Genomic DNA, 16,120 nt, shown 5'->3' with positions numbered 1-16,120 from the left:
GGGGCTCGGGGCGTGTACCACCAATCCTCAGCCGTTCACGATGGCAGAAAACGCGGCGCGAACGTCGGCGGATGTCGCCGAGCTGGAGAACCTCACTCCGCAGCCATCCGGGCCGATCTCGCTCGAGGAAGCCGAAGCGCGCGCTCTCGCCTACAACCTCGATAGTCGGCTGCAGATGTTCAATGCCGCCCTGCAGGATCGGCAGCTCGATCTCACCAAGCTCGACATGCTGCCCAATCTCACCGCCAATGCGGGCTATGTGGCGCGCAACCCGCCGCTCGTGAGTTCGAGCGCGAGCTATCAGAATGGGCAGATCCTGCCCTCGAACTTCCAGACCGTATCGGTCGACAATGACCGCGTGTTTGGCGATCTGACGCTGTCCTGGAATGTCATCGATTTCGGCGTGAGCTACCTGCAGGCCAAGCAGCAGGCCGATCGCGTCCTGATCGCCAAGGAACAGCGCCGGCGCGTGGTGCACAACATCTTCCAGCAGGTCCGCTCGGCCTATTGGACCGCTGCTGCGGCGGAGGCGGTGCGTCCGCGGCTCAAGCCGATCCTGGCCGAAGCGCGCCGTGCGCTCAACTCGTCCCGGTCGCTCGAAGCCGCACGTGCGCAGCTGCCTCTGGAATCGCTGCGCTACCAGCGTGCGCTTCTCGAGATCATCCAGGAACTCGAGTCGGTCGACGACAAGCTGGCGATCGCCAAAGCCCAGCTCGCGCAGCTCATGGGCCTGCGTCCCGGCACGCGTTATACGCTGGCCGTGCCGAAGTCGACCGCTATGCCGCGGGTGCGCTTCTCGGTCAGCGAAATGGAGCAGCTTGCACTGCTCAACCGGCCCGAATTGCGCGAGGAGGGCTACAACGCCCGGGTCACCCAGCAGGAAGGCCGGCGGGCCCTCCTGCGCATGGTGCCGGGCATCAATCTGGTCTCCTCGCTCAACTATGACAGCAACAGCTACCTGCTCTACAACAACTGGCAGGAGGCCGGGGGCCGTATCGCGGCCAGCCTGATCCACCTCATGTCGGTGCCGGGCGTCATCAAGCTGAACGAGGCTCAGACGCAGATCGCCGAGACGCGGCGGCTCGCGACCACCATGGCGGTGCTGGCGCAGGTGCAGATTTCCGCTCAGCAGTATCAGATCGCTCGAAAGACTTATGAGCGGGCTCGCTCGATCGCGGATGTGAACCGGCGCATCGCCGGCCTGTCCGCCGATACCCAGCAGGCAGAGACATCCTCCGATCTCGATTTGATTTGGGAGAAGGCCAATTCAGTCATGGCCGAGCTCAAGCGCAACCGCGCCTATGCCGACTTGCAGAACGCCAGCGCTTCGATTTACGCAACGCTCGGCCTCGATCCTGTCCCCGAAGATGCCGACGGCCGCGATCTGAAAAGCCTCATGGCGGCGATCCGGCAGCGTGCGAGCGAATGGCAGGCGGGCAAGGTCACGGTGCCGAGCCTGGAGCAAGCCGCGCAGGCGCAGCAGCCGACCGTCGTCGAGAAAACCGCTATGGTGGATGCGAATGCCAAGCATTGACGTCGATTCCGGCGCCCGGAGAAGGAACGTGTGTTGAGGATCAAGGCTCTGCGGGTGTTTCCGCTCGTCATGCTGCTCGGGCTGCTCGGCAGCTCGCCCAGTGCTGCGGCCGGAGAGGACTTCGGCGGCATCGACGTGCGCGCTCAGCTGATTGCCCGCAGGACCACCGTTCTCTCCAGCGAAATCGCCGGCAAGATCTTGCAACTGCCCTTCAGGGAAGGCGAGGCCTTCAAAGAGGGGCAGGAGATCGCTGCGATTGACTGCGCTGCCTATCGCGCTCGCCTTCTGCGCATGGACGCGCAGGTCAACCACGCCAAGCGCAAGGCCGAAGCGCTGCGGTTCCTCGATCGGCGAGGCGCCACGGGCAAGGTGGATCTCGATCTCGCCGAATCGGATCTCGACGCAGCCGAGGCGGAGCAGCGGCTCGCCGCCATCGACGTCTCCCACTGCAGCATCACCGCGCCTTTTTCCGGCCGTGTCGCCGAACTGAAGGTGCAGCCCTTCCAATATGTGACCACGGGCCAGCCGGTGATCGATATCCTGAGCGATCGGGATCTCGAGCTTGAGCTGCTCGCGCCGTCGCAGGCGTTGTCGTGGCTGAAGCCGGGAGGGAGCTTCACCGTTCGCATCGAGGATCTGGGGCGCGATTTCCCCGCCGTCGTCACCCGCATCGGCGCCCGGATCGACCCGGTCAGCCAGACGGTGAAGATCTTTGGCCGGATCGAGGGCGACGTGCCCGACCTCATCCCCGGCATGAGCGGGCTCGCTCATCTGGCCCCCCGGGCAGAGGCTTCGGTCCGGCCATGAGCGATCTGCACGCGCGGCAACTGCTGCGCCTGACGATGCTCCTACAGCTGGAGAAGCGGGCGCGGGCCGCCGGAAGCGACGAACTCGCCTTCCTGATGGCCAACGAGACGCTGAGCGTCGTCCGCTATCGCCAGGCGCTTCTCTGGCGCGGCACGCCGGTGCGCCGGATCCTCGCCGTTTCGGGGGTCGCCATCCCCGATCAGAGATCGCCCTTCCTGATGTGGGCCAGTCGCCTCTGCGCCCAGCTCGAAACGGGTGAATCCGAGGAAATCCGCGAGATCACCGCCGCCGACGTTTCCGACAACCTGAAGGCCGAGTGGTCCGAGTGGCTTCCGCCCTATCTCGTCTGGATACCTCTCGCTCCCAGGTTGGGCGCCCTTCTGCTGGCGCGCGACGAAGCGCTCGGCGAGGCCGATAAGAATGTTCTCGCGGTTCTTGCCGACGCTTATGGCCACGCCTGGCAGGCCCGGCTCGCCAAACGGCGCCTCCGCGAAAGAGCAGCCTCGGCCGGATCCTGGAAAAGGAAGGCCTTGGTCGCCGCGGGCCTTCTCCTCCTGGTCGCAGCCGGCTTCCTCCCCGTCCGCCAGTCGGTGCTGGCGCCGGCGGAGATCGCGCCGCGCGACGCCGCGGTCATCCGCGCTCCGCTCGAAGGGGTCGTCGACAGCGTCTTCGTAAAGCCGAACCAGGAGGTGGAGAGCGGACAGGTCCTGTTCGCCCTCGATCGGCGTCGGCTTCAGAATCAACTGGATGTTTCCCTGCGCGCGCAGGAGGCTGCCGACACCGAATTGCGGCAGGCGAAGCAGTTTGCCGTCGTCGACTACAAGGTGCGCGCCACCCTTCCCGAGCTTCAAGGGAAATTCGACCAGGTGAGCGCCGAAGTCGCCTATCTCCGGGAGCAGATGAACCGGATCGAGATCCGCGCGCCGCAGAGCGGATTGGCCGTCTTCGATGACCCGAACGACTGGCTCGGCCGCCCCGTTGCCATCGGTGAGCGCGTCATGCTGCTGGCGGATCCGCAGAAGGTCGAGGTGGACGCCCGGTTGTCGGTCGCGGATGCCATCGATCTCGAGATCGGCGGACCGGTGCGGCTGTTCCTGAACACCGATCCCGAGCGTCCGCGCGATGCGGTTCTGACCTTCGTCTCCTACCAGGCGCAGAAGGGACCGGACGGGGTTCTGGGATATCGGGTTAAGGCGCGTTTGGCCGATGGCGAGACCCTGCCGCGCATCGGCTTGAAGGGAACCGCCAAGCTCTATGGCGCGGAAGTGCCGCTCGCCTATGCCATATTCCGGCGTCCCATTTCAGCGGCTCGGCAATGGTTGGGCTTGTAGACGCCTCGCCGGAGGTGCTGGCGCCCGGGGGCTCAGCTCAGCCGGCAGCGGGCGCCAGACATGCGGCCGGATCGAGTTTCGCCCCGCTGCGCGAGGAATTGGTCCTGAAGCCCGGCCCCTCGCTGCGCGGCGGCGCGCCGAGTTGGACGCTCTACGATCCCGTCGCCAATCGTTTCTATCGGCTCGGCTGGCTGGAATTCGAGATTCTGTGCCGCTGGCATCTCGGCTCCTCGGCGGAGATCGCCAATCGTATCGAACGGGAGACGACCCTGCGGCCGACGCCCGAGGATGTCGACGGCTTCGTGCAATTTCTCGGCGGTGCGGAACTGCTGCGCAGCAGCGGCCCGGAGGCAACGAGCCGGCTGTGCAGCCGAAAGGCGGCCGCCAGGACGAGCTGGTATATGTGGCTGCTCCACCACTACCTCTTCGTCCGCATTCCCCTGGTCCGGCCCGACCGCCTGCTCGGCCTGCTGCTGCCGCGCCTCCAGTGGATCTACAGCTGGGCCTTCCTGTGGGTGAGCGTCGCTGCAGGGCTCTTCGGCCTCTATCTCGCGCTGCGGCAGTGGGACTCGTTCAAGGCGTCGCTGCTTTGGTTCTTCTCGCTTGAAGGCGTGGCACTCGCCGGCGCGGCGCTTCTTGCCTCGAAGATGCTTCACGAGCTCGGCCATGGCCTGACGGCCAAGCGCCTGGGGTGCCGCGTCCCCACAATGGGGCTGGCGCTGCTCGTCATGATGCCCGTTCTCTACACCGACACCAGCGCCGCGTGGCATTTGCCGAAGCGCTCGCAGCGCCTCGCCATCGGCAGCGCCGGCGTCATCACCGAATGCTGCCTCGCCGCCTATGCGCTCCTGTTGTGGAATTTCGTGCCGGACGGCGTGTTCCGCAGCATCCTTTTCGTATGGGCGACGACCACCTGGGTGCTGACGGTGCTGATCAATATGTCGCCCTTCATGCGCTTCGACGGCTACTATCTTTTTTCGGATCTGATCGACGTCCCCAACCTGCAGGACCGCTCCTTCGCGCTCGCGCGCCACTGGCTGCGTGAGACCCTGTTCGGTTTCGGCGAGCCGCCGCCGGAGACGTGGTCGCCGGAGATGCGGCGCGTCCTCATCATCTACGCCTTCGCCACCTGGACCTATCGGCTCGTCCTTTTTCTCGGCATCGCCTTCATCGTCTACCACATGTTCTTCAAGGTCCTCGGCATTCTGCTCTTCGCCGTGGAGCTCTGGTGGTTCATCGCGCGCCCGATCGTGCGCGAAGTCGCCGCATGGGCGAGGTGGGGGCGGGCGCGCAAGCTCAACACGCGCAGCCTCGTCACGCTTGGTCTCCTCGGCCTGCTGGTGATCGCGCTCGTGGTCCCCTGGCGCACCTCCATCCACGCACCGGCGTTGATGGCGGCGGAGGCGCGTGTTCGCCTGTTTTCGCAGGTGCCCGGTCGCGTTGCTATGGTCCTGGCGCGGTCCGGCGATCCCGTGAGGGAAGGGGATCCGGTCATCGTTTTCGCCTCGCCGGACATCGAATACAAGCGCGCCCAGGCCGAGCGTCGTGTCACGAGCATCGAGGCGCAGATCCAGGCGGCTTCGCAAGAGCCGACCTTGCGATCGCGCGCGCAGGTGCTGGCGCGGCAGCTCCAAGGCGCTCAGGCGGAACTCGCCGCCGCCAGGGTGGAAGAGGCGCGGCTCACGATCCGCGCGCCGCTTTCGGGCACGCTGGTGGACATGGCGGAGCCGCTCGGGATCGGTGAATGGGTGAAGCCCGGGGAATTGCTCGGCATTGTAGCCGACATGTCCGGAAGCCGCATCGATGCCTATGTGGGAGAGGGCGACCTAGAGCGGATCGCACCGGGGACGCAGGCCGTCTTCGTGCCGACCGATGTCGCTGCCGGCCGGGTAGAGGCCGAGATCACCGGCATCGATCGCACTGCTGTGCGCGTGCTTCCCGACCCGGAACTCGCGTCCGTCAATGGCGGGGCGATCGCAGCGCGGCAAGGGCCCGACGACACGCTGATTCCCGAAAACCCCGTCTACCGTGTCACGCTCAGACCGTTGGAACAGGTTGATCTGCGGCACACCAGCACGGGCAACGCCATTCTCGATGGCAAGCCCTCCTCCGTCGCCGGGAAGGCGTGGCGGAAAATCGCAAGCGTCATCATTCGCGAGAGCGGCTTCTGATCGAGGCATAGCTACAAGCGGAAGCGGCCGTCGGTCCGTTTCCTCAGATGCGCAGCCGGGGACAATCGGACATGGCGTTCGCATGCCGGACCGACAGACATGCGGTCCGGCACCATCGAATTCAGCAGCCGATATCAGTTCAGCATGCGCGCTATACATCTTTTAACATGTAGAGGCTTTGGAACAGATACTTAGTTTTGAATCATTAAAATTTAAATCAGCAGTATGGAATCCATCTAAATACCGATAAATTCTTGCGTTTAACTCGATAGCTTGGTAGTCGCCTCCGCGAAATATATCGAGGAGGGCGGCAGCTGTGACCGAGCAGGATGACCAGGGCGAAGTCCGGGGCGAAGCGAGGCTGGGCGAAGTGCGGCCCGGAAAAGCGCTCCTGCGGGCGTGGCCGGCACCTCGGTCGCAGCCCCACCGGCCGGCGGCCGCGACGCTGCTCGTCGCGCTGGCTGCATGCCTTGCGGCGAACGGTGCCCTCGCCCAAGAGGGACCAGCCGAGAGCGGCAATACCGTCGAGCTCGACCCTATCCTCGTCGAAGGCCAGCGCAGCGACGATGCGGCGAGGGGGTGGCAGGGCGGCGCCGAAGGCCCGATCGACGGCTATGTGGCGAGAAGCAGCGCGACGGCGACCAAAACGGGATCGCCGATCATCGAAACCCCGGCATCGATTGCCGTCGTCGGCCGCGATCAGATGGACGCCCAGCGGGCGCAGTCGATCGGCGAGGCGACACGGTACTCGCCGGGCATTCGCTCCAACACCTTCGGCTCGGATTTCCGTAACGACTGGTTCCTCATCCGCGGCTTCAAGGCCGAGGACACCGGATATTTCCTCAACGGGCTGCAGCTCTTCGGCTATAACTATGCGACCTTCAAGCTCGAGCCTTACGGGCTCGAGCGCATCGATATCCTGCGCGGCCCGACCTCCTTCCTCTATGGCGGCTCAACGCCGGGCGGGCTCATCAATGCCGTCAGCAAGATGCCGACCACGGAGCCGCTGCGCTCCGTCGAGTTCGGCATCAACAATTTCGGCAATCGGTATGGTGCCTTCGATCTCGGTGGGCCGCTTGCCATCACGGGCGCCGAGGGCCAGTGGTTCTATCGGCTGACGGCGCTCGGCAAGGTGGGCGATACCCAGACCGATTTCACGCGGGAAGACCGCATCTTCATCGCGCCGGCGCTTACCTGGACGCCGAGCGCCGACACGACCCTGACGATCCTCGGCCAATATCAGCGGGATTGGACGAATGGTCTCAACTTCCTGCCCTATGAAGGGACGGTGGTGCGGGCTCCCTTCGGCTTCATCTCGCCCAAGCTCTTCACCGGCAATCCCGGGCTCGACACGTTCGAGCGCAGCCAGACGATGATCGGCTACCAGTTCGAGCATCACCTCAACGATACCTGGACGGTACGCCAGAACGCCCGCTACAGCACGATCGAGACGAAATATCTGTCGCTCTTCGGGACGGGCTATGCGAGCCCGCCGACGGCGACGTCCGCCCTGCTCGCGCGGGGCAATTTCAGCGCCCAGCCCTATGCCCAGCTGCTGACGATCGACAATCAGGCGCAGGCGCGCTTCGCCACCGGTCCGCTCGGCCACACCCTCCTGTTCGGCCTCGACTACAAGGGCTATCGTACGACGGACAAGGAGGGCTTTGGCGCAGGCCCCAACCTCGATCTGCTCGCGCCGATCGATCCGCCGGTCGCGCCGCAGCCACCCAACTTCATCAACAGCAAGATCACGCAGACGCAGATCGGCGCCTATGTTCAGGACGAGATCAAATTCGACAAATGGACCCTCGTCCTGACCGGTCGCCACGACTGGGTCGATACCGATACCAAGAACCGCCTCTCGCCATCGCAGAGCGCCGACAGCACGGATAGCGCGTTCAGCGGCCGGGTCGGCCTGATCTACAACAGCGATCTCGGGCTCGCCCCCTATTTCAGCTATTCGCGCTCCTTCTCGCCGCTCGTCGGTATCAACGGCAGCACGCAAAAGCCCCTCGTTCCGGAAACCGGCGAGCAGGTCGAGGTCGGCCTGAAATACCAGCCCGTGGGCTGGAAGAGCTTCGCGACGGTGTCGCTCTTCGATCTCAAACGGCAGAACGTGCTGACGACCGACCCGACGAATATTCTCAACCAGATCCAGAACGGCGAGGTGCGCTCACGCGGCATCGAGCTCCAGGCCGTGGCGAGCCTGACGGATGGGCTCAATCTGGTCGGTGCCTATACCTTCTACGATCTGGAGATCACCAAGGACCTCAATTCGAGCGTGATCGGCAAGCTGCCGACGGGCGTTCCGGAGCGGTTCGGCTCGCTATGGCTCGACTATACGATCCAGAACGGACTTTTCGCCGGGCTTGGCTTCGGCGCGGGCGTGCGGTTCGTCGGCCACTCCTTCGCCGACGTCGATAACACCTATCAAGTTCCGAGCCAGACACTCGTCGACGCGGCGCTGCACTATCAGCGAAACGGATGGCGGGTGGCGCTCAACGTCTCCAATCTCTTCAACAAGACCTATGTCGCCTCCTGCAGTTCGCTGTCGGCCTGCTACTACGGCGACGAGCGCAAGGGCACGCTCAGCGTCAGCTATCGGTGGTGAGACGATGCGCGCTTCCAAGATGTGCCGTCGGCGAGGAAGGTGAACAGCATGCGGGCCGCCAAGCACACCAAGGCGTGGATCTTCGTCCACAAATGGTCGAGCCTGATCTGCACGTTGTTCATGCTGCTTCTATGTGTGACCGGCCTGCCGCTCATCTTCCATCACGAGATCGATCACCTTCTCGGTGCGCCGGAGCCGTCGCCGGTCCATGACGGCGCGCCGCTCCTCGCCCTCGACCGGATTGTCGCGGCCGGAGAGGCGCAGCTCCCCGGCCAGGTCGTGCAGTACATCTTCTGGGAGCAGGACGAGCCCGCCATGGCCGGGCTCATCATGAACCATGCGCCCGGCGCGCATCCGAACGACTCCCGAACCATGACCTTCGACGGACGAAGCGGCGAGCTGCTCGACGGCAACAGCGGCAGCGGGCCGATGCTCGTTCTTCTCAGGCTGCATGTCGACATGTTCGCGGGCCTTCCCGGCAAGCTCTTCCTCGGGGCGATGGGCCTTCTGTTCATCGGCGCCGTCGTGTCCGGCATCGTTCTCTACGGGCCCTTCACGCGCCGGCTGTCCTTCGGAACTGTCCGGAAGGACCGATCGCGGCGGCTGCGGTGGCTCGACCTGCACAATCTCCTCGGCATTGTGACGATGGTCTGGGCCCTGACGGTCGGTGCGACGGGCGTTCTCAATACCTGGGCCGAGCTCATGCTCAATCATTGGAGGACGAACCAGCTCGCCGAGATGACTGCCCCCTATCGCGACAAGCCGATACCGGGCGTGCACATCTCGCTCGATACCGTCGTTGCCAATGCTCGCAAGGCCCTGCCGGGCATGGTGCCCCAATTTGTCGCCTTTCCTGGAACGCTGTTCAGCAGCAACCACCATTTCGCCGTCTTCATGCGTGGCGACCGTCCCCTGACCGCCCGGCTTCTGAAGCCCGCCCTCGTCGATGCCGAGACCGGCAGCGTAACGGATGCGCGCGACCTGCCATGGTACCTCACGGCCCTTCTCATCTCCCAGCCGCTGCATTTCGGCGACTATGGCGGCATGCCGTTGAAGATCATCTGGGCGCTGCTCGATCTCGTCACGATCGTCGTTCTCGGCAGCGGTCTCTATCTCTGGTGGAAGCGCCGGCAATCGCTTGCCGCGCAGCGCCCTGCCGCGCTGGAACGGAGCCTTGCCCATGGAAGCGGCCTCTCCCGGACATGAGGCTGCGCCGTGAGTTTCGAATACCGGTCATCCTCGGACTGCTGACGACGGCCGGCCTGCTCTCGGCGCTCATCGGTGACGGGATCTGGGACGTCGTTTCCTGGATCGGCCTGGGACTGCCGCTAGGTTTGGTTGGGTTCTATACCTTGCGCCGAACGCAATGAACTGGGACGTCCAGAGATCTTGTCGCGATCGGCGCCGCGAAAAGCTCTCTAGCGCCACATGCTGCGCATGCGCGCGCCGATATCGACCCGCGCCTCCTGGGGGGCACGTACCGAGGGCGAGGCGGCTGCCGCGAGCGGCCAGCTCGTCCTCTCGAAAGCGGCAAGAATACCATTGGGAATGAAGCGGCTGCGCGAGGCATAGACGTGGCGGTCGCCCCGGGCGTTCTGCCCATGGACGAAGAAGCGCTGCGGCAGAAGAAGATGGAGATCATCCTTGGCGCGCGTCATCGCCACATAGAGCAGCCGCCGCTCCTCTTCGATCTCGGCGTTGGAACCGACCGCCAGGTCCGAGGGCATGCAGCCGTCGACCACATTCAGCACGTAGACGGATTTCCATTCCTGGCCCTTGGCCGAATGGATGGTCGACAGGATCAGGTAGTCTTCATCGAGCGTCGGCACGCCGGCCTGGTCGCTCGTCGCGTCGGGGGGATCGAGCGTCAGCTCCGTCAGAAAGCGCTCGCGCGACGGATATCCCCCGGCGATTTGCTCGAGCTGCAGGAGATCGGCACGGCGCATCGTCGCATCCTCGTGGATGCGTTCGAGATGCGGTTCATACCAGAGCCGGGCCTGCTCCAGCTCGGCCGGCCAGCCGCTCGCACCGGAGGCGAGCCCCGTCATGACGTCGACGAAGACGGACCAGGCATCGCCAGCCCGGGGCGGTGCAGGTGCCGTCGCCAGCGCGGCTATACCCTCCGCCGCGTCGTCGATGTGATCGAGCACGCGTTGCGCCGAAGTCGGCCCGACGCCGGGCATCAGCTGCAGCAGCCTGAAGCCCGCCACGCGGTCGCGGGGGTTCTGCGCGAAGCGCAGGATGGCCAGCATGTCCTTGACATGCGCGGCATCGAGGAACTTGAGGCCGCCGAATTTCACGAAGGGAATATTGCGCCGCGTCAGTTCCACCTCGAGTGGGCCGCTGTGATGCGAGGCTCGGAAAAGCACGGCCTGGCTCTTCAGGGTGATGCCGCCCTCGCGGTTGTCGAGCACCCGCTCGACGATGTAGCGCGCCTGGTCGGCCTCGTCCCGGACGCTGACGAGACGCGGCCGCTCGCCCGCCGTGCGGTCCGTCCAGAGATTTTTGGTGAAACGCTCGCTCGCGAGTTCGATCACGGCATTGGCGGCCGCCAGGATCGGCTGGGTCGACCGGTAGTTCCGGTCGAGCGTCACCACATCGGCGGCCGGGCGGAACTCGCCCGGGAAGTCGAGGATGTTGCGGACTGTCGCAGCGCGGAAGGAATAGATGGCCTGCGCATCGTCGCCGACGACGGTAAGGCCGCGGCCGTCGGGCTTCAGCGCCCGCAGGACGGAGGCCTGCAGGCGGTTGGTGTCCTGGTATTCGTCGACGAGCACGTGGTCGAAACGTCCGCCCATGTCCTTGGCCAGCACCGGATCGCCAGCGGCCTGCGCCCAATAGAGCAGGAGGTCATCGTAATCGAGGACGTTCTGCCGCTGCTTGGCCTCGACATAGCCGGCAAACAGCGACTTCAATTCCTTCGCCCAGGCGGCACACCAGGGAAAGGCGGTTGCGAGCACCTCCTCGATCGTCATCTCGGCATTGACGCAGCGCGAATAGATCGCAAGGCATGTGCCCTTCATCGGGAAGCGGCTTTCCATCTTGGAGAGGCCGAGGTCGTGCCGGACCAGATTCATGAGGTCGGCCGAATCCTCCCGGTCATGGATCGTGAAGGCCGGGTCGACACCGATCTGATCGGCATAGTCACGCAGCAGCCTCGCGCCGACGCCGTGGAAGGTGCCGGCCCATGTCAGCGCCCCCGTCATCGCGGCCGCGCTCTCGCCCATCACCTGCCGGGCGATCCGCTCGACGCGCCGCGTCATCTCGCTGGCGGCGCGGCGTGAAAAGGTCATGAGCAGGATGCGGCAGGGATCGGCGCCATTGACGATGAGATGCGCCACGCGATGCGCCAAGGTATTCGTCTTGCCGGAACCCGCCCCTGCGATGACGAGCAGAGCCGGAGCGGACGCGAGGCTTCCGACGCCGTGCTCGACAGCCCGCCGTTGCTGCACATTGAGTTTATCGAGATAAGCGACGGACATTCGGCTGCGAATCATTCGAGAGGAACGAAGCCACTGGAGCACGTTTCCCGTTTTGTTCGCAATCAGGTCTAATGCCTCGCCTGCGCCTTCACGACGTCGACGAAGGTACCCAGCGGCGTTGCTAGGACGGAGGCTCGGAGGCTCCGGAGAACTCACCACCGCAGGAGGCGCCTACCGAGCAGCGCACCGATGGCGGCAACGGCCGCGATGCCCAAGCTATACCAGCTGGCGAGGAAGGGCAGGCCCTGCTCCGTGCAATGGAAGGAATAAACCCAGGCGCCGAGTGCTCCTGATGCCAGTCCCGCTGCCGCCCCGGCCCATGTTGGGCTGGTCGGCGCGAGCCGGCGCATGAAAGCGAGCGCCGCGACCAGGAACGGCGTGGACAGCGCCATGACATAGAGCGGGCAGACGGAGGCTGTCCCGCCCATGAGCATCTCCTCGCGGGCATGGGCGGGCGCCGACATGTAGTTCAAGGCGGCGGCGACGCTTACGACGACGAAGCAGATCAACGCGCCGAGGAGTGGAACTCTGCCCCTGGTTCCGGGGCGGCCCAATCGTTCGATCGCCCAGACGCCGAACAGTCCCAAGATCAATGTGTAGGCCGACTTGATCCAGAAGATCGCCGTGTTCGTCGCCTCGGCCATGTCGGGCCGCAAGCCGAGCCAGATCCACATGAGCACGGCTGAAACGACGAGGGCGGCCGTGATAACGAGCGCAAGGCGCTCGAGCAATGCCGTGCGGCGCAGCGGCTTCAGATCGGCGGCGAGGCGAGTGATCAGGTCGTCGGTCATGACTTGCCTCCGAACCGCGTGACGAGGGCCTTCATGCCGCGATGCACGGCGACTTTGACCGCACCCTCCGACATGCGGCTCGCCGCGGCCGCTTCGGCGACCGATTGTTCCTCGACCTTGATGCGGCGAATGAGGGTGCCCACCCGCTTCGGCAGCGTGTCGAGAACCTTGTCGAGATCCTGGCGTGTGCCAGCGGTTTCAAGTTCGTCGGGCCCGGCGCGCAGAAAATCCGAAAGATCGTCGATCGGCACATGCTTGTGCTGTTGCGGGCCACGCAGCAAGTCCACGAGCTTGTACCGCGCAATCGCGTAGATCCATGCCGTAAACGGCCGACGCGGGTCGTATGTCATACGGCGGGTGTGCATGGCCAGAAGCGTCTCCTGAACAAGGTCCTCGACCTGGTCGAGCAGATCGGCGCGCAACCGCCGCCCGAAATAGCGGCGAAGATGACCTCGCAGTTCCGACATCAGGCTGCGATAGGACGCGGCATCGCCGTCGAGCGAGGCCAGCATCAGACTGCGCAGCCGATCTTCCAAAACTGGCAAATCGCTCATGTGAACCCATTCGCTTTGGCGGAGCGGAAGTTACACGATCGGCAATCCTATGCTCGCGTCTTAGTTCACGAAGACGTGAGCCCGTAACCTGGTGCCGCCTCCTTCCGAACTTCGAGACATCGCGAGTGGCTCGGGCATGGGGCTCGGCTGACCTCGCGGAAACCGGAGTTCACCGATGACCCGCTTCATTCGTAATGCCGCCTTCGCCCTGATCTGCGCCACGGCCAGCGTCGCCGCCGGTGCTGCCTTCGCCCAAGATGCCATGAAAGGCGGCGCCATGAAGGGCGATGCCATGCACGGCGATGCCATGAAAGGCGGCGCCATGAAGGGCGATGCCATGCACGGCGACGCCATGAAGGGCAGTGCCATGAAAGGCGACGCGATGAAGGGAAGCGCCATGAAGGGCGATGCCATGAAGGGCGATGCCATGCATGGCGACGCGATGGCTCCGAAGACGAAGTAATGGCCGTCCGGCTCCGCATTTCCACCGGTGGAGATGCGGAGCCGGTGTCGAGGTGTGTTGGTTCGCGGAAACGCGAGGGTATGATCATGCACGACAATCGCGGCATCCGGGCGAAGCTTTCGGGCCCGCTCATCTATCGGCAATCGGTCTGGACGCGGATCACGCATTGGCTCTGGGCCATATGCCTGTTCTTCCTCCTGTTGTCGGGGCTGCAGATCTTCAATGCGCATCCTGCGCTCAATATCGGCCAGGAGAGCGGCTTCGGCTATGACAATGCCATTCTCCATTTCGATGCCATCGATACGCCCGACGGTCCGCGTGGGCGAACGACGGTCTTCGGACATTCCTTCGACACGACCGGAATCTTCGGCCTGAGCGGGCCTGCGGATAATCCGAGCTTTCGCGGCTTTCCGGCGGCGCTGACCATCCCGTCCTACCAAGATCTCGCGACCGGCCGGGTGGTGCATTTCTTTTTCGCCTGGCTGCTCGTCGGGACCTTGCTCGTCTGGCTGATCGCCGGCCTTGTCAACGGCCATATTCGCCGCGACCTTGCACCGACGGGTAAGGACATCGCCAATCTGCCGCGGGACGTGGCCGACCATGCGCGGTTCCGGTTCCATCACACGCGCGATTACAATGTGCTGCAAAAATTCGCCTATTGCGGCGTGCTGTTCGTGCTGCTGCCGCTCATGATTCTGACCGGGCTGACGATGAGCCCCGGCATGGATGCGGCCTGGCCCTGGCTGCTCGACCTCTTCGGCGGCCGCCAGACGGCCCGCACGATCCATTTCCTCGTCATGACGCTGCTCGTTCTCTTCTTCGTCGTGCACATCCTGATGGTGGTGGCCGCGGGACCGCTCAACGAGCTGCGCTCCATGATCACCGGCTGGTATCGTGCAGATCCCGAGCCGGCCCCGGAGCCGGAGATGAAGCCGTGAACAAGATCATTCTCGACCGCAGGCGCCTTCTCGGCCTCGGCGCCGTGGGAGCTTCGTCCCTCATGCTGGCCGGATGCGATATGTTCGACGGTCTCGGCGACCGTGACAGCGAGGCGCGCGCGCTCCTGCAGAAGGCGAATGACCTGACCTACCGGGCTCAACGCCTGCTCATTCGGGACGGTGCGCTCGCGCCGGAATATTCCGAAAGCGAGATCCGACAGGGCCAACGGCCCAACGGTTCGACCGATCCGCAGTCGGCCGAATATCTGGCGCTCAAGGCGAGTCATTTTTCCGCCTATCGCCTGACCATCACGGGGCTCGTGGAAAAGCCGACGAGCTACTCTTTGGCGGAATTGCGCAACATGCCGTCGCGCACACAGATCACGCGGCACGACTGCGTCGAGGGCTGGAGCTGCATTGCCAAATGGACGGGCACGCCCCTCTCCCGCATCCTCGATGAAGCCAAACTGAAGCCCTCCGCGCGCTATCTCGTCTTCCATTGCTTCGATGCCATGGACGAGGGCCCTTCCGGGCCGATCCGTTACTATGAGAGCTGCGATCTGGTCGATGCGCGGCATCCTCAAACCATTCTGGCCTACGGCCTCAACAGCCAGCCGCTTCCCGTGGCCAATGGCGCGCCGATCCGTGTGCGCGTCGAACGGGCGCTCGGCTACAAGCAGCCGAAATATGTGCATGCGATCGAGGCAGTGGACAGCTTCAGCCGGTTCGGCCGGGGCAAGGGCGGTTATTGGGAAGACAACGGCTACGACTGGTACGGCGGCATCTGACGCCTTTCAGTTCTTCTGCGCCTCATCAGATGCCTGCGACGTTTTGCGCTTGCATTCAGCGGGAGAAGGCCGCGGCCGACCATTGATATCGGAAATCGAGAGATCTATTCTCGATTCTATCATGAACGTCTTCTTATTATGTTCTGTTTCACCAACATGATACGGACGAATACTTTTAAGGGTTGCCCGACCTATCAGCGATCGCGCTCCCAAAGAACCGAACGGCACGCCGTTTAATCGGAGGAGTACACTTATGTTCGATATGAAGAATTTGAGCCGCCTGAAGAAGCTCGACGAGAATGCCCCCGAGGCCATGAAGGCATTCTGGGCCTTCGACAAGGCGGCCTTCGCGGACGGCGCGTTGACCGGTCTTCATAAGCAACTGATAGCTGTTGCGGTCGCACTCACCACCCAGTGCCCCTATTGCATTGAACTCCATACCAAGGCGGCCCGCGCTGCCGGCGCGAGCGATGCCCAGCTCTCGGAGGCAGCGGTTGTCGCCGCCGCGATCCGCGCGGGAGGTGCGATCACCCACGCCACACATGTGCTGACCTGAACAGGGTTTTTGGCAGGCCGGCACCCGGGCTTGGCGCATCGGGCGCCGGTCCCCATTCGCTGATCGTCGGCGGCTCGGCGCCATCCGGAGAGAC

Annotated in this window: 13 protein-coding genes; 10 read left to right on the top strand and 3 right to left on the bottom strand. The window is 64.3% G+C overall.

The features are described from left to right. The first annotated feature begins 40 nt into the window (after positions 1-40). From ACFQU1_RS06895 to ACFQU1_RS06870, 6 genes are all read left to right on the top strand, one after another. Entirely contained in the window at positions 41-1,534 is a 1,494-nt protein-coding gene (locus ACFQU1_RS06895; RefSeq protein ID WP_378130667.1) for a TolC family protein, read from the top strand. Between the two features lie 33 nt (positions 1,535-1,567). Next, positions 1,568-2,341: an efflux RND transporter periplasmic adaptor subunit gene (locus tag ACFQU1_RS06890; protein ID WP_378130665.1), complete on the top strand. Its 774-nt coding sequence runs from the start codon at positions 1,568-1,570 to the stop codon at positions 2,339-2,341. Further along, positions 2,338-3,672: an efflux RND transporter periplasmic adaptor subunit gene (locus ACFQU1_RS06885; protein WP_378130663.1), complete on the top strand. Its 1,335-nt coding sequence runs from the start codon at positions 2,338-2,340 to the stop codon at positions 3,670-3,672. The genes ACFQU1_RS06890 and ACFQU1_RS06885 overlap by 4 nt, the downstream gene beginning before the upstream one ends. Further along, positions 3,657-5,843 (top strand): HlyD family efflux transporter periplasmic adaptor subunit, encoded by a 2,187-nt coding sequence (locus ACFQU1_RS06880; RefSeq protein ID WP_378130661.1) that lies wholly within the window; start codon positions 3,657-3,659, stop codon positions 5,841-5,843. Before ACFQU1_RS06885 ends, ACFQU1_RS06880 begins: the two co-directional genes overlap by 16 nt. A gap of 316 nt (positions 5,844-6,159) precedes the next feature. Next, a complete protein-coding gene (locus ACFQU1_RS06875; protein WP_378130659.1) occupies positions 6,160-8,454 on the top strand; it encodes a TonB-dependent siderophore receptor in 2,295 nt (764 codons plus the stop codon). Positions 8,455-8,502: 48 nt separating this feature from the next. After that, positions 8,503-9,660 carry a PepSY-associated TM helix domain-containing protein gene (locus tag ACFQU1_RS06870; RefSeq protein WP_378130657.1) on the top strand — a complete coding sequence of 386 codons (1,158 nt, stop codon included), beginning with the start codon at positions 8,503-8,505 and terminating at the stop codon, positions 9,658-9,660. A 212-nt stretch (positions 9,661-9,872) separates the two neighbouring features. Here the strand turns inward: ACFQU1_RS06870 and ACFQU1_RS06865 are convergent, their stop codons facing one another. The 3 genes from ACFQU1_RS06865 to ACFQU1_RS06855 form a co-directional block, all read right to left on the bottom strand. Beyond that, positions 9,873-11,936, bottom strand: coding sequence for an ATP-dependent helicase (locus ACFQU1_RS06865; RefSeq protein WP_378130655.1), 2,064 nt, complete (start codon positions 11,934-11,936; stop codon positions 9,873-9,875). Positions 11,937-12,088: 152 nt separating this feature from the next. Then, positions 12,089-12,727: an NrsF family protein gene (locus ACFQU1_RS06860; RefSeq protein ID WP_378130652.1), complete on the bottom strand. Its 639-nt coding sequence runs from the start codon at positions 12,725-12,727 to the stop codon at positions 12,089-12,091. Further along, entirely contained in the window at positions 12,724-13,251 is a 528-nt protein-coding gene (locus ACFQU1_RS06855) for a sigma-70 family RNA polymerase sigma factor (RefSeq protein ID WP_378131596.1), read from the bottom strand. Before ACFQU1_RS06855 ends, ACFQU1_RS06860 begins: the two co-directional genes overlap by 4 nt. Positions 13,252-13,456: 205 nt before the next feature. Between ACFQU1_RS06855 and ACFQU1_RS06850 the strand changes: the two genes are divergently transcribed. The 4 genes from ACFQU1_RS06850 (at position 13,457) to ACFQU1_RS06835 (ending at position 16,026) form a co-directional block, all read left to right on the top strand. Next, positions 13,457-13,744, top strand: a complete 288-nt coding sequence (locus tag ACFQU1_RS06850; RefSeq protein ID WP_378130650.1) for a pentapeptide MXKDX repeat protein — start codon at positions 13,457-13,459, stop codon at positions 13,742-13,744. A gap of 86 nt (positions 13,745-13,830) precedes the next feature. Next, positions 13,831-14,682, top strand: a complete 852-nt coding sequence (locus tag ACFQU1_RS06845) for a cytochrome b/b6 domain-containing protein (RefSeq protein ID WP_378130649.1) — start codon at positions 13,831-13,833, stop codon at positions 14,680-14,682. Next, a complete protein-coding gene (locus ACFQU1_RS06840) occupies positions 14,679-15,470 on the top strand; it encodes a molybdopterin-binding protein (protein WP_378130647.1) in 792 nt (263 codons plus the stop codon). The genes ACFQU1_RS06845 and ACFQU1_RS06840 overlap by 4 nt, the downstream gene beginning before the upstream one ends. Before the next feature lie 253 nt (positions 15,471-15,723). Continuing rightward, positions 15,724-16,026, top strand: coding sequence for a carboxymuconolactone decarboxylase family protein (locus ACFQU1_RS06835; RefSeq protein ID WP_378130645.1), 303 nt, complete (start codon positions 15,724-15,726; stop codon positions 16,024-16,026). Positions 16,027-16,120 lie beyond the last annotated feature (94 nt).

Source organism: Chelatococcus sp. GCM10030263 (assembly GCF_042666455.1).
Lineage (GTDB): Bacteria > Pseudomonadota > Alphaproteobacteria > Rhizobiales > Beijerinckiaceae > Chelatococcus.
The sequence above is the reverse complement of the archived record's forward strand: the minus strand, read 5'-3'. Positions and strand labels throughout refer to the sequence as shown.